Here is a 21,478-nt window from a genome sequence, read left to right on the forward strand (position 1 = left end):
TGTGTACACTTGATTGAGTCGAAAGACATGCACGGGCGTTTGGCGCAGTTGGTTAGCGCGCTTCCTTCACACGGAAGAGGTCGTGGGTTCGAGTCCCGCATCGCCCACTCGAGTTATTGAGACAGCTCGTGGAAGGGCTTCGCCAGCACTGCTGCGAAGCCCTTCTTTTTACTCTTTTTTCGGGGTGTGCCACTGAGCAATCGCCTCGGTCATCACCCGATAGCGTTGCCGGTCAAGAACCGCACCCTCGCGCCGCATCGCGTCGTGAGGAACCCTGAGCACGCGCTCTGGGTTGAGGTAGCTCGGCCTTCCCTGCCCGTCCCAGGGCCCGGCTCCGAGCTCGAGAAAACCGCGGTGCTCCTTCGTCGAAAGGTAGCACCCGGCAACCGTTCTCGAGTCGATACGCGCGATGATGAGCACTGGACGATCCTTGCCCCGCCCGTCGTGCTCTGCGTACGGCACCCAGGCCCAGACGACCTCACCGGGGTCTGGCGCACCGTCTTTCGATGGAGCGTAAGTGAAGCTGAGCGCCCCCACCTCAGCTGGGCTCAGATCGCGCGGGCTCGCATGGTCGGTTCGGAGCGTCGGCTGCGCCCCGCGAGCCCCGCGCCCCTTACTCCCCCGACGAGTTTTACCGCCCTTGCGGCCGAGCAACACCCCGGCCACAACGATAACCCCGAGAACGAGGGTTTGCGCCCACTGCGGCAGCTCCTGTAAGAGCGACTGGAGCTCGTTCATATGCTTACATCACGCCAGAGGTCAGCGCGTTGAGTCGCGACATGCAACGCAGGTACTTCTTGCGGTAACCGCCGTCGAGCATGCCGCCGCCGAACACCTCGGTAAACGGAATGCCGGTTGAGCGAATCGGAATCTGCGCGTCGTACACCCGGTCAATGAATGCGACGAGCCTGAGCGCTTCGGTCTGGTCGGTGAGCTGCGTCACCTCTCGCACACCGATAATGTTCACGCCCGCAACGAGACGAGAGTAGGTCGCGGGGTGAACGGTGGCCAGGTGCGCAATGAGCGCGTCGAAGCTGTCGTCGGTCACGCGGTCGCCCGAGTTAATCCCGTCGGCGAGCATGAAGCGGTAGGCCTCGTCGCTCAGGACGACTGCTTCGCCCTCGAGATCGCGCTGGCGATAGTCATTACCATCGATGCGGATCGTCACGAAGCGATCGCTCATCGCCTGAATCTCGCGCATGAAGTCCTGCGCCGCAAACCGTCCTTCACCGAGCGCGTTGGGCGGCGTGTTCGAGGTGGCGATGAACTTCGTACCGGTCGCCGTGAGCTCACCAATGAGTCGTGTCATGATCATGGTGTCGCCCGGATCATCAAGTTCGAACTCATCGATGCAGATGAGTTGCGCACCCTTAAGCGTCTCGACGGTTTGCGCGTAACCGAGTGCGCCAACGAGCGAGGTGTACTCGATGAAGGTGCCAAAATACTTGCGCCCGTGAGCTGCGTGCCATGCCGAGGCCAACAGGTGGGTCTTGCCCACACCAAACCCACCGTCGAGGTACACACCCTGATGGGTGATGCGGGCTGGCTGTGGCTCTACGGGAGTCTTTTTCTTGCCGAACGAGAAGAATCCTCCCCGCTGCTGAGCTTTCGGTGGGGTCACAAACGTTTGCAGCAGTTCCTTCGCCTCGCCCTGTGAGGGGTGGTCGGGGTCTGCTCGATACGAGTCAAAGCTCGCTTCGGCGAACTGCGGTGGTGGCACCAGCGTCGCTACAATCTCTGCCCCTGAAATAGTGGGCGTTCGGTTGACCAGGTGGGCTGGGGTTCTTTGTGCATCGTCAGACATCACGATCATTCTATCCCTGGCCTGCCACCCCTGAGCCACCGGGCTGGCTGCCGACACCATTTGTCACATTTGTCACGCAATTCATAATTGAGGCTAATAATAGTGATAAGGTCTGCTTTGGCATAACGCATTGCACACATCGCCAGCAGAAAGGAACACCGTGTCTTCTTCACAAGCCACAGCCTCAGCTGAGGCTCCGACCACAGAAACGGCCCGCCCCCGGTGGTACACCTCGTTCGGCACACAGATTCTCATCGCGCTCGTCTTAGGCCTCGTGCTCGGCGGCGTCGCGCTCAGCATCGGTAGCGGCCCAAACGACGAACCCAACTGGCTTCACGCAACCCTCCAAACCATCGGGCAAAGCTACGTGAAGATCTTGCGGGCGGCGGTTGTTCCGCTCATCTTTACCGCCATCGTCTCGAGCATCGTGGGCCTGCAACAGGTCACGAACGCGGCACGCCTCGCGGGTCAAACCCTGCTCTGGTTTGCTATCACCGCCCTCATCGCGGTCACGATCGGCATCGGTCTGGGCGTCGCACTGCAGCCGGGCGCAACCGCTTCGCACGCTGAGCTCACCCCGTCAGAGCCCTATCGGGTTGGCAGCTGGGTCGACTTTTTGACCGGCATCATCCCGGCAAACTTCCTTGGTCTCACCGTGAGTGGATCTGCCGACCTCGAAACGGGCAGTCTCGATGTTGCGCCCGGGTTCAACATCTTGCAGGTCATCGTCGTCTCGGCCGTCGTCGGTATCGCGGCCCTCAAACTCGGCCAGAAGTCGGCGCCGTTTATCGCGTTCACCCAGTCGGCGCTCGGCATCATCCAAACAATTTTGTGGTGGATCATTCGCATCGCCCCCATCGGCACCCTCGGTCTCATCGGCTTTGCGGTGGTCGAGTACGGCTGGAGCACGATGAGTTCGCTCACCTGGTTCGTCGCAGTTCTGTATATCGGTCTCGCGGCCGTACTCTTTGTCGTCTACCCGGTTCTTATCAAGGCACACGGGCTCTCGGTGAAGCAGTACTTCTCTGGCGTCTGGCCTGCGGTGCAACTCGGCTTCGTGAGCCGCTCATCGATCGGCACGCTGCCACTTACGCAGCGCGTCACCGAGCGCAACCTCGGCGTGCCGAGCGGCTATGCTTCGTTCGCGGTTCCCCTCGGCGCCACCACCAAGATGGATGGTTGCGCCGCAATCTACCCGGCAGTGGCGGCGATCTTCGTGGCTCAGTTCTTCGGTATCGAGCTCACCCTCATTCAGTACCTGCTCATCGCGTTCGTCTCGGTCGTCGGATCAGCCGCAACCGCCGGCACGACGGGCGCAACGGTCATGCTCACGCTGACGCTCACGACCCTCGGCCTGCCGCTCGAGGGGGTCGGCCTCTTGATCGCGGTCGATCCGATCATCGACATGGGCCGCACCGCGGTCAACGTCGCCGGCCAGGCGCTCGTGCCCACCATCGTCGCAAAACGCGAGGGTATTCTCGATCACGAACTCTACAACGCGCCGCGCAAGGGTCTCGCCTTCGACAATACCGACGCGAGTGCCGTATCGCTGGCGGCGGAACCGTCAGTTACCAGCGACTCTCAGCCAAGCGTTGAAGAGCAGCAGGCGAACGTCGTCGCTGAGCCCACGGCTGCTCGCTAGCGAGGAGCCTGCTGCATCAGCAGCGTGCCCCGGTCATCGTTCACACACGATGACCGGGGCACGCTGTATATATAGAGCACCCATATATAGACCACCCATAATAGAGCGCCCCGCATATGGGCGCTTCATCACGAACAGGCTTAGCCTCGCGATCCATCATCCAGGCTCTGCCGCCCAAATCCGTATAGCGCCGCCTCCCAGACGCCGCGATCATGATTCCAAAGTTTCACGTGTTCGGCGCCAGGCACCTCGACGGTGCGCACAAGCTCGGGGCGCAGCTCAGCGAGACGCAGAGCACCGGCCGCGGGAACAAAGGTGTCTTCCCTGCTCACGAGCTGCAGCACCGGCACACGCAGCTCACTGGCGAAACGCTCTGGCGTAAGCCTCGAAACCGGTACGGGGCCGAGCACTCCGGTGGCACGCGATCCGCGTTCAAGCAGACGAGCACCGAGCCTCGCGGCTGCCGCGGGAACGCGTGAGCGGCGTGCCTGGTGGCGCAAAATGCCGGGCCAATCGATTCCGGGCGATTCGAGCACGATACCAGCGACGAGTCCCTGCGCAGCGCGCTCTGCGGCGATCAGCACCGCTGCGGCCCCCATCGACCAGCCCACGAGCAGCACCGTCTCGGCGCCGTGGGCTACGGCATAGGCGATCGCGGCCAACACGTCTTCGCTCTCGGTAGCCCCAAGCCCGTACTTCGCATCGGGCGCCGCCGGGGCTCCCGGGTCGTTGCGATAGCTGAGCACGAGGTGCGAGAAACCAGCCCTCATGAGCGGATCGACCCCACGCAGCGTCTCCTCCCGACGTGCGCCGCGGCCGTGCACGTGGATCGCCCACGCACGACTTCCCTGCCCGGCCTCACCAATGCGCCACGCTGGCAAGTCACCGAGCGGTCCGGGAACCGTGACTTCGCTCCAGTCATCGCTCACGTCACCAGGGCCCGTAAACCACCAGCCAGTGATGCGACCCGTCGCACCGGCAGCGAGTCTGCCCCGCTCAATCGAAAGCAACTCGCGCTCGACCGTGCCGCACTGTTCCCGCACGACTGCACCAACCCTTGCGTGGCCGTTACCCTCGCTAAAGATAAAGGACTGATCACCCGCGAGTGCAGCGTCTTCGCCCTGCGTGAGCACGATGGTGTCTCCATTTGCAGAGCGCCGCACCTCGCGCACCGTAAGCGGCGCCGCTGGCACCCGGGCTGGCGTCACGACTGCGCGCCCAAACGCAACGGCGAGCCCGTAGCCTCCAGCGGCGATGCTGGCAATAATCGCCGTAGCCGAGGCAATGAACCCCCAGGTCTTGCGTGCAGGGCTCATTTTCGATCCCTCCTGCGGCGTGGCTCCGGAGTAACCCGCCGCTGGCTCTCTACTGTGTAAGTTGTGGCGACCATACATGAATCATTCCACGACGAGTTTGACCTCGCATGTGAGTCGATCCGTGGTGCGAAGATTCGCCCAGAACTCGACTGGCAAGAGATCCCCTCACCCGAGCGCACCGTCGAGCATTCGCTCGCCCTCGCGGCCGGAGTCAAGCAGGGCTCAGACGCCACCTCATCGATCGATTCGCCATCGGGTGCCGGCCGCTTCATGCTGCTCTACGACCCCGCGTCGTTTGACGAATGGGGCTCCCCGTTTCGAGTGGTGTGCTTCGTGCAAGCACCCCTCGAACTCGAGATCGGACTCGACCCCTTCATTGCCGAGGTCGCATGGGCCTGGCTTCGCGACGCCCTCACCCTGCGCGGCGCCGAGTACGAGCACCTCGCGGGCACCGCAACCAAGATCATCTCAGAAGGCTTCGGCCAGTTAAGCAGCCACGGCAAAGGCTCACAGCTCGAGCTCCGCGCCTCGTGGAGCCCCAAAGATACAAACTTCGCGGCTCACGCCGAAGCCTGGGCTGAGGTACTCTGCTCTATAGCGGGTTTCCCGCATCAGGAAGGCGCCGTGTCACTCGACGCCTTCAGAAATGCGCACAAGCGATAACCATTTAGGAGCATTTGCCACCGTGACTCAACCGCAGCTGTCACACGAAGAGTGGACCCTCGTCGAAAGCCCCGAAGCGCTCCTTCAGGCAGCCGATCAGCTAGCGAATGGCCTCGGGCCCGTCGGCGTCGACGCCGAGCGCGCGTCGGGGTACACCTACTTTTCACAGGCCTACCTCGTGCAGATGTCTCGCCGGGGAGCGGGAACGTTCGTGTTCGATCCAACGCTCATCGACGACTTCGATCCGCTCGCTCAGGCTATCGACGATGACGAATGGATCTTGCACTCGGCCATCGCCGATCTCGACTGCCTCCAAGAAATCGGCCTCACGCCCCCGAGCCTCTTCGATACTGAGCTCTCGGCGAGGCTGCTCGGCATGGAGCGGGTCGGTCTCGGTGCCGTCGTGAACGAACTACTGGGCGTCGAACTCGCGAAGGCGCACTCGGCATCAGACTGGTCGAAGCGCCCCCTGCCCCATGACTGGCTCGAGTACGCGGCGCTCGACGTGAGCTACCTGCCCGACCTGCGTGACGCCATGCACGAAAAACTCGTTGATGCCGAGAAGCTCGACATCGCCTCGCAAGAATTCGAGGCGGTGTTGCATGCGCCGCCCAAGGAGAAACCACTCGAGCCGTGGCGCAAGATCTCGGGCCTCGGCCGGGTCAAAAACCGCGTGGGCCTCTCGATCGCCAGAGAACTGTGGATCGCACGCGACCAGTTCGCCCAATCAGTTGACACGGCGCCTGGCCGTCTCCTACCCGACTCGGCAATCGTCGCGGCGAGCCTGCAACAGCCCCGCTCGATGAGCGAACTCGCCAAAAACAAAGACTTCAAGGGGCGTGCGAGCCACAGCGAGCTACGCCGCTGGTGGCTCGCGATCTTGCGTGGAAAGAAAAGCGATGATTTGCCCTCGCTGCGCACCGCGGAGCGATCCACTTTCCCTCATCACCGCAACTGGGAGCGCAAAAAACCAGAGGCGCACCAGCGTCTCGTCACGGCCAGAGCTGCGCTCGAGGCCGAGTCTGAGCGGCTCAATATTCCCCTCGAAAACCTCCTGAAACCCATCATGCTGCGTGAAATTGCTTGGGCACCACCCGAGGTGATCAGCGACGAAGCCGTCGCGCTGCAACTTGAGAAGCTCGGCGCGAGGCCGTGGCAGCGTGATGCGACCTCACAGATTATTGCCCGCAGTTTTGTAGAGACCCAATAACGTCTCGCGGTTTCACCGGCGGCGATTCACCGGTTATCCAATGCCGAATGTCTAACTCAGGATTGCTTTCATAAAATACAATCACTACCGTCAAATTTCAGCCAAGGAAGGCAGAGTGGCCACAATGAGAGAAGTCGTCTTTGTCGACGGGGTACGAACCCCGTTTGGACGCGCAGGCGAAAAAGGTATGTACTGGGGCACCCGTGCTGACGACCTTGCGGTGAAAGCACTGCAGGGTCTCATCGAGCGCAACCCCAACCTGCCACTGGACCGTGTCGACGATGTGGGTATCGCCGCCACCACACAGCAGGGCGACCAGGGGCTCACCCTCGGCCGCAGCGTTGCAATTCTCGCGGGGCTGCCCGTCACCGTGCCGGGCTTCGCGCTCGACCGCATGTGTGCAGGCGCCCTCACGACGAGCGCTTTTATGGGCGGCGCAATTGGCGCAGGCCAGTACGACATCGCGATCGCCGGTGGCGTCGAGCACATGGGGCGTCACCCCATCGGAATCGGCGCTGACCCAAACCCCCGCTTTGTTTCAGAGCGCATCGTGAGCCCTGACGCATTGAACATGGGCATCACCGCGGAGCGTCTGCACGACCGCTTCCCCGAGCTCACGAAGGAGCGCGCTGACCGCTTCGGCATGCGCAGCCAGGAGCTCGTTCAGGCCGCATACGACCGCGGCGACATTCAGAAAGACCTCGTGCCGATCGCTACGCAGAGCAGCGCCGGCTGGGGCCTCGCAACCGAAGACGAGGGCCGCCGCCCCGGCACGACCATGGAGGCACTCGCTGGGCTCAAGACCCCGTTCCGCCCTCACGGCCGCGTCTCAGCGGGCAACGCTTCGCCCCTCACCGACGGCGCCACCATGGGCTTGCTCGCAGGAGCCGACACTGCAAAGGAGCTCGGGCTCACCACAAAGATGAAGCTCGTCAGCTTCGCTTTCGCTGGCGTCGCGCCAGAGGTTATGGGCCTCGGCCCGGTTCCGTCGACCGAGAAGGCGCTCAAGCGCGCTGGCCTCTCGATCACCGACATTGGCCTCTTCGAGCTCAACGAGGCGTTCGCCGTTCAGGTACTCTCGTTCACCGATCACTTCGGTATCGCTGACGATGATCCACGCGTGAACCCTTGGGGAGGCGCCATTGCGCTCGGCCACCCCCTCGCCGCATCGGGCACCCGCCTCATGCTGCAGCTCGCACGCCACTTCGAAGAGCGCCCTGATGTGCGCTACGGCCTGACCGCAATGTGCGTTGGCCTTGGCCAGGGTGGCACCATCATTTGGGAAAACCCCTATTTCGACGGCAAGAAGGGTAAGTAACGTTGACTGATTACAGCAAGATCGATTTTTCTCCCATCATTGAGGCGTCAGAAGATGAGGTGATCACCGAATCGTTCGTACGCGACGTCGCACTGCCCTCGGGCGGTACGCTCGCGCTCATCACGCTCGACAACGGTCGTGACCACACCCGCCCCAACACCCTCGGCCCCCGCACCCTGCAGGCGCTCGACACCGTGATCGAGGCGCAGAAGGCACGCGCTGCCGCTGGCGAGATCAAGGCCGTTGGTATCACTGGCAAGCAGTTCATCTTTGCCGCGGGCGCTGACCTCTCAAAGGTCTCGACCATGGCGACGAAGGACAACGCACTGCTCATGGCCCAGTACGGCCACCATGTACTCGGCAAGTTCCACAAGCTCGGTGTGCCAACCTTCGCCTTCGTCAACGGGCTCGCGCTCGGCGGCGCAATGGAAATCGCACTGCACTGCGACTACCGCACGGTCGATGCCTCGGCAGCCGCGCTCGCCTTTCCCGAGGTCTTTCTCGGCATCATCCCCGGCTGGGGTGGCGCGACACTCGTACCAAACCTCATCGGCATTGAAAACGCCCTCGAGGTCGTCGTGTCGAACCCCGTCAAGCAGAACCGTATGCTCAAGCCCAAGCAAGCTCACGAGCTCGGCCTCTTCGACGAGATCTACCCCGCGGCACGCTTCCTTGAGCAGTCGATTCGCTGGGCCGACCAGGTACTCACGGGTGCCGTAAAGGTCGAGCGACCCAACGTTCCCGGCAAGATGGAACGCCTCACCAAGTGGCCCATCGCCATCAAGATGGCACGCGAGACGCTGCAGGCGCGCCTCGGCACCGCCGCCCGCTCGCCCTACGCCGCGCTCGAGCTGCTCGCAGCAGCAAAAGACGGCGACCGTGAGGCAGGATACGCACGCGAAGACGAGATGCTCTCAGAGCTCATCGCGAGCGACCAGTTCGCCGCGTCGATCTACGCCTTCGACCTCGTGCAGAAGCGCGCGAAACGCCCCGCTGGCGCCCCTGACAAGGCGCTCGCTCGCCCGGTCAACAAGGTCGGCATTATTGGCGCAGGCCTCATGGCAAGCCAGTTCGCGTTGCTCTTCGCACGCAAGCTCCGCGTTCCCGTGCTCATCACCGACCTCGACCAGGGCCGCGTTGACAAGGGCATCGCGTACATCTACGGCGAGATCGACAAGATGCACGCGAAGGGCCGCCTCTCGGGCGACGACGCAAACCAGATCAAGGCACTCGTCACCGGCACGACCGACAAGTCGCTCTACGCTGACTGCGACTGGGTCATCGAGGCCGTCTTCGAAGAGCTCTCGGTCAAGCAGGCCGTCTTTGCCGAGATCGAGCCAATCATCAGCCCCGAGGCGATCATTGCGACCAACACCTCGTCACTCAGCGTGACCGAGATCGGCGCGAACCTGAAGCACCCGGAGCGCCTCGTCGGCTTCCACTTCTTCAACCCCGTCGCGGTGATGCCGCTCATCGAGGTTGTGAAGATCGACAGCACGAACGATGAGAGCCTCTCAACCGCGATGGTCGTTGCACGCAAGCTCGGCAAGAGCGCCGTCATCACGGCTGACCGCCCGGGCTTCGTCGTCAACCGCCTCCTCGCAAAGGTTATGGGTGAGGCTGCGCGCGCACTCGACGAGGGAACCCCGCTTCCCACCGTCGAGCAGGCTTTCGCGCCCATTGGTTTGCCCATGGGCCCCTTCGAGCTCATCGATCTCGTCGGCTGGAAGGTTGCAGCGCACGTTCAGGACACCATGGTCGGGGCCTTCCCCGAGCGTTTCTACGCTTCTGAGAACCTGCACAAGCTTGCAGACATCGAGGAGCCACTCGTCAAGAACAAGCATGGCAAGGTCGAAGACCTCTCGAAGACCGCGAAGAAGCAGCTGACCTTCGGATCAACCGTCGCTACGAGCGCCGAGCTGCTCGAGCGTGTCGAGAACGAGCTCGCGAGCGAGATCAAGATCATGCTCGACGAGGGCGTTGTCGCCGCGGCCGAGGACATTGACCTCTGCCTCATTCTCGGCGCAGGCTGGCCTTTCCAGGCCGGCGGTGCAACCCCGTACCTCGACCGCGTCGGCGCCAGCGAGCGCGCCTTCGGCGGAGCGTTCCACGAGCCACGGGTCGCGGCCAAGCAGTAGCGCCACCGCGCACCCCGGTGGTGCTCGAGGCCACGCGCCCCGAGCACCGCTACCCCGGAGGGGGCAGGAAGCCATAGCGGCTCCTGCCCCCTCCGGCGTTTCTGCGGTGCTTCAGGCCGCGACTTCGGGCTTCTCCTGCTTCGGGCTTCTGGCTTCTAGCTTCGGGCGTCGAGCTTCGGGCTTCTGCCTCCGGCTTCCGCTTCGGGCTTCGAGCGTCGAGCTTCAGCCTTCGGACTTCTGGCTTCGGGCTTCGGGCTTCGGGCTTCGACGCCATCCCATCTACTTGACGAAAAGCAGGGTGTTTGTCGCGAAACACCCTGCTTTGTGACAAGTGAACGCGGGCGCGGCGATCTCAAAGCACCAGAGGCAGTCCATTTGACGAAAAGCAGGGTGTTTCGCCAGATTTACCCTGCTTTTCGTCAAACCACGGGACTGGCCCATGGTTTGACGCGGCAGCTCGCCCCCAAACACCAAAGGGGGCGGAGCCCGAACGAATTCGGGTTCCGCCCCCTTTCAGGAGCTCACTCGCGCGTGGCGAGCAGCAGCGCGCGTACTAGACGAGCGAGCGCAGCACGTACTGCAGGATGCCACCGTTACGGTAGTAATCGGCCTCACCCGGGGTGTCGATGCGAACAACGCCGTCGAATGAAATCGTCTCGCCGTCGGCCTTCGTCGCGGTCACCTTGACGGTCTTGGGCGTCTTGCCCTCGTTCAGCTCGGTGATACCGGTGATATCGAAGTGCTCAGTTCCGTCGAGCCCGAGCGAATCAGCGCTCTGGCCTTCGGGGAACTGGAGCGGCAGCACGCCCATACCGATGAGGTTTGAGCGGTGAATACGCTCGAAGCTCTCGGTGATGACGGCCTTGACGCCGAGCAGCGAGGTGCCCTTTGCAGCCCAGTCACGTGACGAGCCCGAGCCGTACTCCTTGCCACCGAGCACGATGAGCGGGATGCCCGCGGCCTGGTAGTTCTGCGACGCATCGTAGATGAACGCCTGAGGAGCACCCTCCTGCGTGAAGTCTCGGGTGTAACCGCCTTCAACGTCGGTGAGCAGCTGGTTGCGCAGACGAATGTTCGCGAAAGTACCGCGAATCATGACCTCGTGGTTGCCACGACGTGAGCCGTACGAGTTGAAGTCGCGCGGAGCGATGTTGTGCTCGGTGAGGTACTGACCGGCTGGAGTGTCGGCCTTGATGTTACCTGCGGGGCTGATGTGGTCGGTGGTGACCGAATCGCCGAGCTTCGCGAGCACGCGTGCACCCGTGATATCGCTGACCGGGGTCAGTTCAAGAGTCATGCCGTCGAAGTACGGTGGCTTGCGCACGTAGGTCGACTCGGCATCCCACTCGAAGATGTCGCCATCGGGAGTGTTCAGCGAGGTCCAACGCTCGTCGCCGTCGAAGACGCCCGCGTACTTCTCGATGAACATGTTCGAGTCAATCGAGCTGTCGACGATCTGCTGAACCTCAGTCGGGTCAGGCCAGATGTCGCGCAGGAAGACCTCGTTGCCCTCGGTATCGGTGCCGAGCGACTCGGTATCGAAGTCGAAGTCCATCGAGCCAGCAAGTGCGTACGCGATGACGAGCGGAGGGCTCGCGAGGTAGTTCATCTTGATGTCGGGGTTAATGCGCCCCTCGAAGTTACGGTTACCCGAGAGCACTGCCGAGACAGCAAGGTCGTTCTCGCGTACCGCGGTCGAGACCTCTTCGTTCAGCGGGCCCGAGTTACCGATACAGGTCACGCAGCCGTAACCGACGAGGTAGAAGCCGAGATCTTCAAGGTGTGACTTGAGGCCTGACTGCTCGTAGTAGTCGGTAACAACCTTTGAACCGGGAGCGAGCGTGGTCTTGACCCAGGGCTTCGCCTTGAGGCCGCGAGCGTTCGCGTTCTTCGCGAGCACGCCGGCGGCAAGCATCACGTAGGGGTTCGAGGTGTTGGTGCACGAGGTGATCGAAGCGAGGGTCACCGCGCCGTGATCGATTTCATACTCAGTACCCGAGGGGTCCTTGACCTTGGCCGGGTTTGCAGCCTCGGCGTAGTTCTTGAGGTCGTTCTCGAACTGGGTCTTTGCGTTCGTGAGCTCGATGCGGTCCTGGGGACGCTTCGGGCCGGCGATTGAGGCAACAACGGTTGAGAGGTCGAGCTCGAGGTACTCGCTGAACTCGGGCTCTTCGTCTGGGTTGAGCCACATGCCCTGCTGCTGTGCGTACTCGCGAACGAGATCGATCTGCTCTTCAGGGCGGCCCGTGAGGCGCATGTAGTCGAGCGTGACATCGTCGATCGGGAACATTGCAGCGGTTGAACCGAACTCAGGGCTCATGTTACCGATGGTTGCGCGGTTTGCGAGCGGAACTGAGCTCACGCCCTCGCCGTAGAACTCAACGAACTTGCCGACAACGCCGTGCTGGCGCAGCATCTGCGTGATCGTAAGCACGACGTCGGTCGCGGTCACGCCAGCGGGGATCTCGCCCGAGAGCTTGAAGCCTACGACGCGAGGGATGAGCATCGAGATCGGCTGGCCGAGCATTGCGGCCTCTGCCTCGATACCGCCAACGCCCCAGCCCAGAACGCCGAGGCCGTTCTGCATAGTGGTGTGCGAGTCGGTGCCGACGCAAGTGTCGGGGTATGCCTGCAGCACACCGTTGACCTCGCGGGTGAAGGTGATGCGCGCCAGGTACTCAATGTTCACCTGGTGCACGATGCCGGTCCCGGGAGGAACCACCTTGAAGTCGTCGAAGGCACCCTGGCCCCAACGGAGGAACTGGTAACGCTCGCCGTTGCGCTGGTACTCGATCTCAACGTTCTTCTCGAACGCGGCCGGCGTGCCGTAAACGTCTGAAATGACCGAGTGGTCAATGACGAGCTCGGCCGGAGCAAGCGGGTTGATCTGCGAGGGCTCGCCACCGAGATCACGCACGGCCTCACGCATCGTTGCGAGGTCAACCACACATGGAACGCCGGTGAAATCCTGCATGATCACGCGAGCTGGCGTGAACTGAATCTCGGTGTCGGGCTGGGCATTCGGGTCCCAGTTGCCGAGAGCCGCGATGTGCTCCTTCGTTACGTTCGCGCCGTCTTCGGTGCGAAGCAGGTTCTCGAGAAGGACCTTCAGGCTGTACGGAAGACGGCTGCTTCCAGGAACCTGGTCAATCTTGAACACCTCGTAGGATTTCCCGCCTACCTCGAGAGTGCTTTTCGCACCATAACTATTAACAGCTGTCATGACCAGACTCCTCTTCGTGTCATTATTGCCTTCGTGTGAGACCATTGTGCCTTTTTTGCGAGCCTTCTGCACCTAAGGAGACCCTTAATTGATGCATAATTTATCTCTACATCAAGATAGTTTAGCAGTTATTTTTCAGAGGTCCGTTCAGGCGACGGCATGTTGCGAAACATAAGCCAGGTGGCGAGGATCACGAGGGCAAAAAGGGGTGTTCCCATAACGAGACGAGCGACACCCAGTGCCGCCACGTTTTCGGCGAAGTACAGCGGCAGTTGAACCGCAAGCCGCAAGAGGAACATCGTGAGCCACAGGAGGCTCGCAACGGTTGCGGTGCGCCGAATCTTCGGCACGCGGCGCCAGCCGGTGATGTCACCCTGGAGTGCCCCGACGATAAAGCCGAGAATTGGCCAGCCCACGACGAGTGAGATAACGAGCGCCACCGACCATGCCGTGTTGATCCAGAACCCGGGCAAGAAGAAGTCTTCGCCCTTGCCACTCATGAGAGTTGTAGCAACACAGATGCCAACGCCGAGCAAGCCCGACAGCGAGGTCACGAGTGTCTGCCGCTGAGCCAAACGCCAAACAAAGGCGGCAACGGCGATCGCAGCTGGCGCGATGACGCTCAATCGAGCATCTTGCGTGATGATGAACATCACGAGGTAGAGAAGACCGGGCAGGAGCGCCTCGGTAATGCCGCGCGCTCCCCCGATCGCATCGAGGATCCCTTGCCCGCTCACCTCTTCACCGCTGAGCCCGGCAGAAATACCCTTTGCAAGGCCGCCACGTTGCACCAGCGACGCTGATGGCGCAGCCTGCGACGCTGATGCCAGAGACGGATCGGGTGAAACCTCGGGCGAAGGCGAGGTCGCCTCCCGTTCTTCGTCAGTCACGACCTATGACTTCCCTTGCACGCCCGCGGGAACCTTCATAGGCAGCAGCTCGTTCGGAGGCATTGGGAGGTCGCCGCGCACGACGACGAGCTCGCGGAAGAGCTGCTCGACCTGGGCTGCGGCTTCGGGATCGGCAGCGGCTTTACCCGTGATCGATCCGCGAAGAAGCCAGCGCGGGCCGTCAACGCCAATGAAGCGCACCGGGGTCACTCCGCCGCCGCGCTCCTCAGGAACGCGCACGCTCGTGACGATCTCCTGCCCGAGGAAGCCTTCGCGCTCGGTGAACTGGGCCTTTTGCTTGGTAAGCAGGGCGCCGACCTGGCGGCGTACCTCGTGCCAGAGGCCCGTGCTCTTTGGCGCCGAAAACGCCTGCACCTGCAGGGTCGAGCCCTCGAAGTCGAGCGACACCGCGACGATGCGCTTGGCTTGCTCGTCAACGTCAAGCCGCATCTGCAACCCCTCGCGGGGCGGCACCTTGATGCTGCCGAGGTCAACGTAGGGGCGCATTGCGGGCACCTCGAGAATGTCGAAGGGGCCGTTCTCAGCACGGTCGGCGGGTGCCGACTTTGTCGTGTCGAGCTCTTCTTCGACCTCCTGAGCCTCTACCTCTGGCTCGTTTACTTCAGAACCCTGTTCAGTCATCTCGTTATTTCCTTCCCTCGTCACGAACGCCCGTTGACCCAAAGCCGCCGGTGCCACGGTCACTGCCGGGCAACGTTTCGACGGGCACAAAGGTTGCGCGCGTGACGGGCATGATAATCATCTGTGCAATGCGATCGCCCACCGCGACCTCGAACGCGTTCTCGCGATCGGTGTTGAGCAGCGTGACCTTAATCTCGCCGCGGTATCCGGCGTCGACAGTTCCGGGCGAGTTCACGACCGTGATGCCGTGTTTAGCCGCGAGGCCACTGCGCGGGACGACGAAGGCCGCGAAGCCATCGGGCAGCGCAATCGAGACGCCCGTGCCCACGAGCTTGCGCTCGCCTGGCTGGAGCACCACGGCTTCACTGCTCTTCAGGTCGGCCCCAGCATCGCCAGGGTGTGCATACACGGGAATATCGTCGGCCTTGATGAGCACTTCGCATCGTTCAATCACCTTCCGAGGGTATCGAACTTTACTGTTTCACGCAGGGTGGTGTCGCCAGCACGCAGGATTTTCTTCAGGTGAACAGGCGATAATACGAATATGGCAGAACACACTCCCGGGACATTCGCCGAGCGACTGTACCCGTCGACCTCATTCTTTCTCGCGGTGCTGTTGCTCATTCCAGCGCTCACCGTGCTGTTTACCCCGTACTCGCTCCAGGCCGGCATCATCGCAGGCGTCGTCGCGTACGCGCTCGTGTGCGCTATTTTCATCCTGACGAGCCGCAAGGTCGAGGTTCAAGACGGGGTGTTCAACGCCGGCGGCGTCAAGATCGACGTCAAGCACCTCGGTGAGATCGAAGTGCTCGACTCACAGCAGCTCCGCGTCGCCATCGGTCGCCGCCTCGACGCTCGCGCCTACCTGTGTGTGAGCGGCTGGGTGCACAGCGGGGTGCGCGTCACCATCACTGATCCTGATGACAACACCCCTTACTGGGTGGTCACGAGCCGCAAGCCGAAGCATCTTGCCGCAGCGATCCGCGAGGCTCAGGGAGCATCAACGAACGCGGCATAAGAACCGTTTGAACGCCTGAGCCCCCGCTCTCATATGGTTGAGAGACGGGGGCTCAGGTGTTTCTGTGAACCTTTGTGAAGACTCAAGCAGCGCACTCTCGGCAAATGGGGCCGAGATCGCTCTGGTGATCCACCTGTGAACGGTGGCGCACCAAGAAGCAGTTCATGCAGGTAAATTCGTCATCCTGCTGCGGCAAGACAACAACGTCAAGCTCAACATCAGAGAGGTCTGCGCCCGCGAGCTCAAACCCTGGATTATCGGCATCTTCTGCATCAATCGCTGAACCAGACTGGCTGGGAACGCGCTCCTTCAGCGCCTCAATCGAGTCGGCGCTGTCCTCTTCAGACTTGCGTGGTGCATCGTAATCGGTAGCCATGCTCTCCTGCTCTTGCTTCCTGTGCCTTTCGGCGTCGCATTCTCTGCGGCATTAGTTTGGTCTATGCTGGCGCAAGACGCAAACTGGCAGGCTGTGAATCTGCCGCACGGCTCGCGAAATGCCCAAGAGATTTATGCCACACCCTGGTCAATCTGGCAAAACCATGGCGCTTCGTGCCACACTCTCTAGCAAAGCCGTGAGGAGTGTTTACCCATGCAAGATCTTCGCTTGATTGAGCGGCGCGATCAAACCCTGGTACTTGAGTCGATCGATGGAACCGAGTTCACCCTCGAGGTGACCGAAGAAGTCGTGACCGCCGTGCACGTCATTACCCGGGCCCAGCAGGCCAAGGCGAGCGAGACGAAAGTTAGCCCCCGCGAGGTACAGACGATGCTGCGAGAGGGCAACAGCGTGATCGAGGTTGCCGTGGCCCTCAACATCGAAGAAGAAGACGTTGAACGCTACGCCGAGCCCATCAACGCAGAGTTCCGCTTCATTCTTGATCTTGCCCTCGGGGTTCCCGTGCGCGCCGACGTGGCCGACCAGGACGAGCCGCAGTTCTTCGGCGCCGTCATCGAGGCCCGCCTCGCAAAGCTCGGTGCGACGACGCACGCGTGGCGCACCTGGCGCGATCCCGAAGACGGCTGGATGGTGCTGCTCACCTTCACCTCGCACGACGTTGAGCACGAGGCGCGATGGGCGTTCGAGCACCGCAAGCGCCTGCTCACCCCGATCACTCCCGACGCGATCAACCTCTCGAAGCAGGGCGACGTGGGCGACAAACTTATCCCCACCTTGCGTGCCGTCGACCGACCAGAGGAGCGCGGCAGCTTCAACGCCGTGAACTTCGAGCCCGAGGTGGCCGAAGAACCAGCCGAAACTCACGGGGCCGAGGCGCAAGCCGAGACCGAAGAGCCACTGTCTCCCCACTCCGATTTTGAACGCCGCCAGGCTATCGAGCAGCGCACAATCGCGACCGAGCCAGAGCCGCGCGATCTTGGCCAGACCTCAGACCTGCTTGATGCACTTCGCAAACGCCGCAGCGAACGTGACGCGCAAGACCTCGAACTCGACCTCGATCTGCCCGAAACCCGCACGCAAGAGGTCATTCAGGTGACCCCCGCGGCTTCGCCAGCTGATTCGGCAGATGAGAGTGGATCGACGCCTGACGACGAGCCACAGGCCGAAGTCAAGCCGAACGTCAATATCTGGGCACCGCCGGCAGGACCCTCGGAACCCAAAACCGGAGAGACCGCAGCGGCTTCGAAGCCGGAGGCTGTGAAACCTGAGGCTGCAGCGCCTGCTGAAGCGAGTGAAGCGGAGCCGCACGGCGACGAGAAGCGCTCGAAAAAGGGCCGTCAGAGCATTCCGAGCTGGGACGAGATTCTCTTCGGCACACGAAGCGAAGACGACTAACCTCGATGCGCCTTCGGGCCGCTGCGACCGCGGTGGCCCGCCTAGTGACGCTTTTTACGTGGCTTGCGTACGGCCCCAATCGACCGCGCGTTGCGCTCGACTGCCTCGAGGAACTCCTCACTCGAGATGGCACCTGCCATGAGAAGGGGAACGTCACGTTCAACCTCAGAGATGCTGCCGTGTTGCCCCACCATGCGCCTGCTCGCGGGGGAATCTTCAGCGCCGTAGATTGCGGTCTCTCCCAGAGCCGCGATGACCACATCGCCGATACGCTGCTCGACCTCTGGAGCCACACGGCCAAACCAGCCGGCACGCACCGCCTCCTGCCTCGTGGCAACGCTCGCCCGCTCGCCGAAGAACGCTCTAGCCCGCTCAGCGATCTCTTCCGCTCGCGCATCGTCTTCGAGATACCAATACCTGAGACGCGGCTCTCCCCCGACGGCCGAAACGCCCTCTAGCACCTCGTCACCCGCGGCAATCTCGATGTGCGCTTCGGCGTTCACATCGACCATGCCGTGATCCGCCGTCATCAGAACACCGGTGTTGCCGGGCACGCGACGCAGCAAGCCCGCAACCTGGCTATCGAGCCGTTCAAGCTGTTGCACCCAGGCGTCGCTCGCCGCGCCGCGCTCGTGGCCGGCACGGTCAAGTTCATCGACGTAGAGATAAACGAGGCGAGGGCCCTCGCCAAAGGCCAGCTCAATCGCACGGTCGAATCGGGCCTCCATTGCGTCTTCAGCGACATAGGCTGCGCCGGTCAAGATCGCACTCGTGAGCCCTCCAGACTCGTGCGCGGCGCGGCCAATCACGTGCGCCGCAACACCTGCCTCACGCGCGCGTTCGAAGACGGTTGGCTGCAGCTGCCAGTCGCGCACCTGCTCGATGCCCTGCCACTCGGTAAGCGTCGTGCGAAGGCCGAACTCTGGGTGCATGATGCGGTACCCGACAAGGCCGTGCTGCCCCGGAAGCGTTCCCGTGGTGATCGCGGTGAGGGCCGCGCCCGTGGTACTCGGAAAGACCGTGCTCACGCGCTCGCTCGTGAGCTTCGAAAGAGTTCTCGCATAGCCTGCATTCGCGCGCAGGTTATGCCAGCCGAGGCCGTCGGCGACAATCACGATAACGCAGTCGAGCGCGGCGCCCTCACCCGCCCCGGGTGCTGCCTCGAGCAGCGAGAGCGCTGTTGGCATAATTGCGGCAAGCCTCGCACCGTTTTCTGTTGGAGTCTGTAGCATAAACTCCATCGTATCCGTCACGAGAAAGGCGCACCCGCGAGTGTCAGATTCTTCGCTTGATCTCGAGCAGCACCCCCTTCACGGCGAACGCATCGAAGATGTCGATGTGCTCGCCGAAATGGAGACCTCGTTTCTGGAGTACGCGCTCTCGGTCATCTACTCGCGCGCACTGCCCGATGCCCGCGACGGCTTGAAGCCCGTTCAACGACGCATTCTGTACATGATGACCGACATGGGGCTTCGCCCCGATAAGGGCCACGTGAAGTCGGCCCGTGTCGTCGGTGAGGTCATGGGCAAGCTGCACCCCCACGGCGACTCGTCGATTTATGACGCGCTCGTGCGTCTCGCACAGCCCTTCGCGATGCGCCTGCCCCTCGTCGACGGCCACGGCAACTTCGGCTCGCTCGACGACGGCCCCGCAGCCTCGCGGTACACCGAGGCCCGCCTCGCCGGGGCCGCCCTAGCGATGACGGCCGACCTCGACGAAGACGTGGTCGACTTCGTACCAAACTACGACAACCAGTTCATGCAGCCCGGCGTGCTGCCCTCGGCCGTGCCCAACCTGCTCGTCAACGGCGCGAGCGGTATCGCCGTTGGTATGGCCACGAACCTCGCCCCGCACAACCTCATCGAGGTCGTCGAGGGGGCGAAGCACCTGCTCTACAACCCGCAGGCGACCACCGAAGACCTCATGTCGTTCATTCCCGGCCCAGACCTGCCTGGCGGCGGCATCATCGTCGGCCTTGACGGCATCAAAGAGGCTTACGAGACGGGACGCGGCGCGTTCAAGACTCGCGCTAAGGTCGCCGTCGAAAAGGTGAGCGCACGCCGCACAGGCCTCGTCGTGACCGAGCTTCCCTACCTCGTCGGGCCCGAGCGGGTCATCGAGCGCATCAAAATCGGCGTCGAGAACAAGAAGATCTCGGGCATCGCTGACGTCGTTGATCTCACCGACCGTAAAAACGGCCTGCGCATGCTCATCACGCTGAAGAGCGGATTCTCACCCGAGGGCGTGCTCGAGCAGCTCTATCGCACAACGCCCCTCGAAGACTCGTTCAGCATCAACTCGGTCGCGCTCGTCGACGGCCAACCGCAGACGCTCGGCCTCAAAGAGATGCTGCGGGTTTTTCTCGACCACCGCATCAGCGTCATTACGCGCCGCAGCAACCACCGACTCACGAAGCGCAAAGAGCGGCTGCACCTTGTTGAGGGCATGCTGCTCGCAATCGTCGACATCGATGCGGTCATTCAAATCATTCGTGCGAGCGAAAACACCGAACAGGCAAAAGACCGGCTCAAGACCGCCTACGACTTCTCTGATCTTCAGGCCGAGTACATTCTCGAGCTGCGACTTCGCCGCCTCACCAAGTTTTCGCGAGTCGAGCTCGAGACTGAACAGGCCGCGCTCATCGCCGAGATCGAAGCGTTGCAAGCCATTCTCGCTGATCGTGATCGCCTGTACGGGGTCGTCGCCTCAGAGATGGACGAGGCAGCCGAGCGTTACGGCACTCCGCGTCGCACGCTTCTCACGGGTGCCGTCTTGCGTCCCACCCGAAGCAAAGAGAAGGCCGCGCTCGAGGTACAGGATGCCCCATGCCGCGTGCTGCTCTCTGCCACCGGCCTCGCCCTGCGCATCGACGTGCCTGAGGCAGCCGAGGGGCAGTCAACCCTCACCGCAGCCCTCGAACGCCCGAAACCTCACGGCGCCGTGCACAGCGAGATTCACACGACAACTCGCGCTGAGATTGGGGCTGTGCTCGCCGATGGAACGGTGCACCGCTTCACCCCCGTCGAATTGCCCCACGTGCCCGCAAATAGCATCTCGTTTGAGGCCGGTGTGCCCATCGAACGCTACCTTGGCCTTGATGAGAAGAAGAGCCCCCGCGTGGTCGGTTTCGTTGCGCTCGGCACAGAGACCCCCATCGGCATGTTCACCCGCGACGGTGTCGTGAAACGCACGTCGCTCGAAACGCTGCCGAATAAGGACACCTTCGAGATCATCACGCTCAAAGACGCCGACGTGCTCGTGAGCGTGTTCGAGGCCCCCGACAATACCGAGTTCGCCGCGGTGACCTCTGACGCGCAGTTGCTGCGCTTCTCGGCATCGCTCGTGCGGCCTCAGGGGCTCAGCGCTGGCGGCATGAACGGCATGAACGTCAAGGCTGGTGCCTCTGTGCTCTTCGCCGCCGCCCTACCCGAAGAGGCAGAGGCGCAGGTCGTAACCGTGGCGCAGGGGGCTGACTCGCTGCCGGGCGTCGCTTCTTGCAGCACGAAGGTCTCTGACTTCGCGGAGTTCCCCGCCAAAGGCCGCGCAACGGGTGGCGTTCGAGCCCACCGCTTCCTCAAAGGCGAAGATCGCTTGTGTGCGGCGTGGATCGGCGCCGGCGAGCCCCGTGCCCTCGGCGAGAACGGCGAGGTGCGCGATCTCCCCGAAGAACTTGGCCGCCGTGACGGCTCAGGCTACCTGCAACACGACGGTGATATCGCCTATGTCGGGAGTGCACCGACCGCCGAGGCAGAGTAGAGCCCGGCTCCGAGCGCTCCTGTGCGCGCCGTAGCGGCGTCGTAAACACGAAGAGGGGCCCGACAG

General features: G+C 62.6%; 17 protein-coding genes and 1 tRNA gene. 9 read left to right on the top strand and 9 right to left on the bottom strand.

The features are described from left to right. Nucleotides 1-33 precede the first annotated feature (33 nt). Nucleotides 34-107 (top strand) — tRNA-Val (locus tag KTJ78_RS02745). 61 nt (nt 108-168) lie between these two features. On the opposite strand, the gene KTJ78_RS02750 is transcribed toward KTJ78_RS02745, so the two are convergent. Together KTJ78_RS02750 and zapE are read right to left on the bottom strand one after the other, a co-directional pair. Continuing rightward, entirely contained in the window at nt 169-738 is a 570-nt protein-coding gene (locus tag KTJ78_RS02750) for a type II toxin-antitoxin system PemK/MazF family toxin (protein ID WP_217132394.1), read from the bottom strand. A gap of 4 nt (nt 739-742) precedes the next feature. Beyond that, nucleotides 743-1,804 (bottom strand): cell division protein ZapE, encoded by a 1,062-nt coding sequence (gene zapE, locus KTJ78_RS02755; protein WP_217132396.1) that lies wholly within the window; start codon nt 1,802-1,804, stop codon nt 743-745. Between the two features lie 160 nt (nt 1,805-1,964). Between zapE and KTJ78_RS02760 the strand changes: the two genes are divergently transcribed. After that, a complete protein-coding gene (locus KTJ78_RS02760; RefSeq protein ID WP_217132398.1) occupies nt 1,965-3,446 on the top strand; it encodes a dicarboxylate/amino acid:cation symporter in 1,482 nt (493 codons plus the stop codon). Nucleotides 3,447-3,586: 140 nt separating this feature from the next. On the opposite strand, the gene KTJ78_RS02765 is transcribed toward KTJ78_RS02760, so the two are convergent. Continuing rightward, nucleotides 3,587-4,762 carry an alpha/beta hydrolase family protein gene (locus tag KTJ78_RS02765; RefSeq protein ID WP_217132400.1) on the bottom strand — a complete coding sequence of 392 codons (1,176 nt, stop codon included), beginning with the start codon at nt 4,760-4,762 and terminating at the stop codon, nt 3,587-3,589. A gap of 63 nt (nt 4,763-4,825) precedes the next feature. On the opposite strand from KTJ78_RS02765, the gene KTJ78_RS02770 reads away from it, so the two are divergent. The 4 genes from KTJ78_RS02770 (at nt 4,826) to KTJ78_RS02785 (ending at nt 10,091) form a co-directional block, all read left to right on the top strand. Continuing rightward, nucleotides 4,826-5,425, top strand: a complete 600-nt coding sequence (locus KTJ78_RS02770) for a DUF3000 domain-containing protein (RefSeq protein ID WP_217132402.1) — start codon at nt 4,826-4,828, stop codon at nt 5,423-5,425. A gap of 22 nt (nt 5,426-5,447) precedes the next feature. After that, nucleotides 5,448-6,635, top strand: coding sequence for an HRDC domain-containing protein (locus KTJ78_RS02775; RefSeq protein WP_369807947.1), 1,188 nt, complete (start codon nt 5,448-5,450; stop codon nt 6,633-6,635). 124 nt (nt 6,636-6,759) lie between these two features. Further along, a complete protein-coding gene (locus KTJ78_RS02780; RefSeq protein ID WP_254259335.1) occupies nt 6,760-7,953 on the top strand; it encodes a thiolase family protein in 1,194 nt (397 codons plus the stop codon). A 2-nt stretch (nt 7,954-7,955) separates the two neighbouring features. Next, entirely contained in the window at nt 7,956-10,091 is a 2,136-nt protein-coding gene (locus KTJ78_RS02785; protein ID WP_217132409.1) for a 3-hydroxyacyl-CoA dehydrogenase NAD-binding domain-containing protein, read from the top strand. A 553-nt stretch (nt 10,092-10,644) separates the two neighbouring features. On the opposite strand, the gene acnA is transcribed toward KTJ78_RS02785, so the two are convergent. The 4 genes from acnA to dut form a co-directional block, all read right to left on the bottom strand. After that, nucleotides 10,645-13,314, bottom strand: a complete 2,670-nt coding sequence (gene acnA, locus KTJ78_RS02790; RefSeq protein ID WP_217132410.1) for an aconitate hydratase AcnA — start codon at nt 13,312-13,314, stop codon at nt 10,645-10,647. Nucleotides 13,315-13,442: 128 nt separating this feature from the next. Then, nucleotides 13,443-14,204, bottom strand: coding sequence for a DUF3159 domain-containing protein (locus KTJ78_RS02795; RefSeq protein ID WP_217132411.1), 762 nt, complete (start codon nt 14,202-14,204; stop codon nt 13,443-13,445). A 3-nt stretch (nt 14,205-14,207) separates the two neighbouring features. Beyond that, nucleotides 14,208-14,846 carry a DUF3710 domain-containing protein gene (locus KTJ78_RS02800; RefSeq protein ID WP_217132412.1) on the bottom strand — a complete coding sequence of 213 codons (639 nt, stop codon included), beginning with the start codon at nt 14,844-14,846 and terminating at the stop codon, nt 14,208-14,210. Between the two features lie 4 nt (nt 14,847-14,850). Continuing rightward, a complete protein-coding gene (dut, locus tag KTJ78_RS02805; protein ID WP_217132413.1) occupies nt 14,851-15,300 on the bottom strand; it encodes a dUTP diphosphatase in 450 nt (149 codons plus the stop codon). 90 nt (nt 15,301-15,390) lie between these two features. Here dut and KTJ78_RS02810 point away from each other — a divergent pair, with 90 nt between their 5' ends. Further along, the gene (locus tag KTJ78_RS02810) at nt 15,391-15,864 is read left to right on the top strand and encodes a DUF3093 domain-containing protein (RefSeq protein ID WP_217132414.1); all 474 of its coding nucleotides are present in this window, start codon (nt 15,391-15,393) and stop codon (nt 15,862-15,864) included. Between the two features lie 82 nt (nt 15,865-15,946). On the opposite strand, the gene KTJ78_RS02815 is transcribed toward KTJ78_RS02810, so the two are convergent. After that, nucleotides 15,947-16,240, bottom strand: coding sequence for a DUF4193 domain-containing protein (locus tag KTJ78_RS02815; RefSeq protein WP_217132415.1), 294 nt, complete (start codon nt 16,238-16,240; stop codon nt 15,947-15,949). Nucleotides 16,241-16,453: 213 nt separating this feature from the next. Here KTJ78_RS02815 and sepH point away from each other — a divergent pair, with 213 nt between their 5' ends. Then, nucleotides 16,454-17,656, top strand: coding sequence for a septation protein SepH (gene sepH / locus KTJ78_RS02820; RefSeq protein ID WP_217132417.1), 1,203 nt, complete (start codon nt 16,454-16,456; stop codon nt 17,654-17,656). A 41-nt stretch (nt 17,657-17,697) separates the two neighbouring features. On the opposite strand, the gene KTJ78_RS02825 is transcribed toward sepH, so the two are convergent. Continuing rightward, nucleotides 17,698-18,888 carry an alkaline phosphatase family protein gene (locus KTJ78_RS02825; RefSeq protein WP_254259307.1) on the bottom strand — a complete coding sequence of 397 codons (1,191 nt, stop codon included), beginning with the start codon at nt 18,886-18,888 and terminating at the stop codon, nt 17,698-17,700. Nucleotides 18,889-18,928: 40 nt separating this feature from the next. On the opposite strand from KTJ78_RS02825, the gene KTJ78_RS02830 reads away from it, so the two are divergent. Then, complete coding sequence (locus KTJ78_RS02830; protein WP_369807948.1) at nt 18,929-21,412, top strand: DNA gyrase/topoisomerase IV subunit A; 2,484 nt, start codon at nt 18,929-18,931, stop codon at nt 21,410-21,412. Nucleotides 21,413-21,478: the final 66 nt, after the last annotated feature.

The sequence above is a fragment of the Leucobacter chinensis genome, from assembly GCF_019049105.1.
GTDB lineage: Bacteria > Actinomycetota > Actinomycetes > Actinomycetales > Microbacteriaceae > Leucobacter_A > Leucobacter_A chinensis.

What these genes read in the sequence shown, in the direction of transcription:
- KTJ78_RS02780 (WP_254259335.1), top strand. Translation starts at nt 6,760, where the DNA reads ATGAGAGAAGTCGTCTTTGTCGACGGGGTACGAACCCCGTTTGGACGC.
- KTJ78_RS02750 (WP_217132394.1), bottom strand. Translation starts at nt 738, where the DNA reads ATGAACGAGCTCCAGTCGCTCTTACAGGAGCTGCCGCAGTGGGCGCAA.
- sepH (WP_217132417.1), top strand. Translation starts at nt 16,454, where the DNA reads ATGCAAGATCTTCGCTTGATTGAGCGGCGCGATCAAACCCTGGTACTT.
- KTJ78_RS02810 (WP_217132414.1), top strand. Translation starts at nt 15,391, where the DNA reads ATGGCAGAACACACTCCCGGGACATTCGCCGAGCGACTGTACCCGTCG.
- zapE (WP_217132396.1), bottom strand. Translation starts at nt 1,804, where the DNA reads ATGTCTGACGATGCACAAAGAACCCCAGCCCACCTGGTCAACCGAACG.
- KTJ78_RS02815 (WP_217132415.1), bottom strand. Translation starts at nt 16,240, where the DNA reads ATGGCTACCGATTACGATGCACCACGCAAGTCTGAAGAGGACAGCGCC.
- acnA (WP_217132410.1), bottom strand. Translation starts at nt 13,314, where the DNA reads ATGACAGCTGTTAATAGTTATGGTGCGAAAAGCACTCTCGAGGTAGGC.
- KTJ78_RS02800 (WP_217132412.1), bottom strand. Translation starts at nt 14,846, where the DNA reads ATGACTGAACAGGGTTCTGAAGTAAACGAGCCAGAGGTAGAGGCTCAG.
- KTJ78_RS02825 (WP_254259307.1), bottom strand. Translation starts at nt 18,888, where the DNA reads ATGCTACAGACTCCAACAGAAAACGGTGCGAGGCTTGCCGCAATTATG.
- KTJ78_RS02765 (WP_217132400.1), bottom strand. Translation starts at nt 4,762, where the DNA reads ATGAGCCCTGCACGCAAGACCTGGGGGTTCATTGCCTCGGCTACGGCG.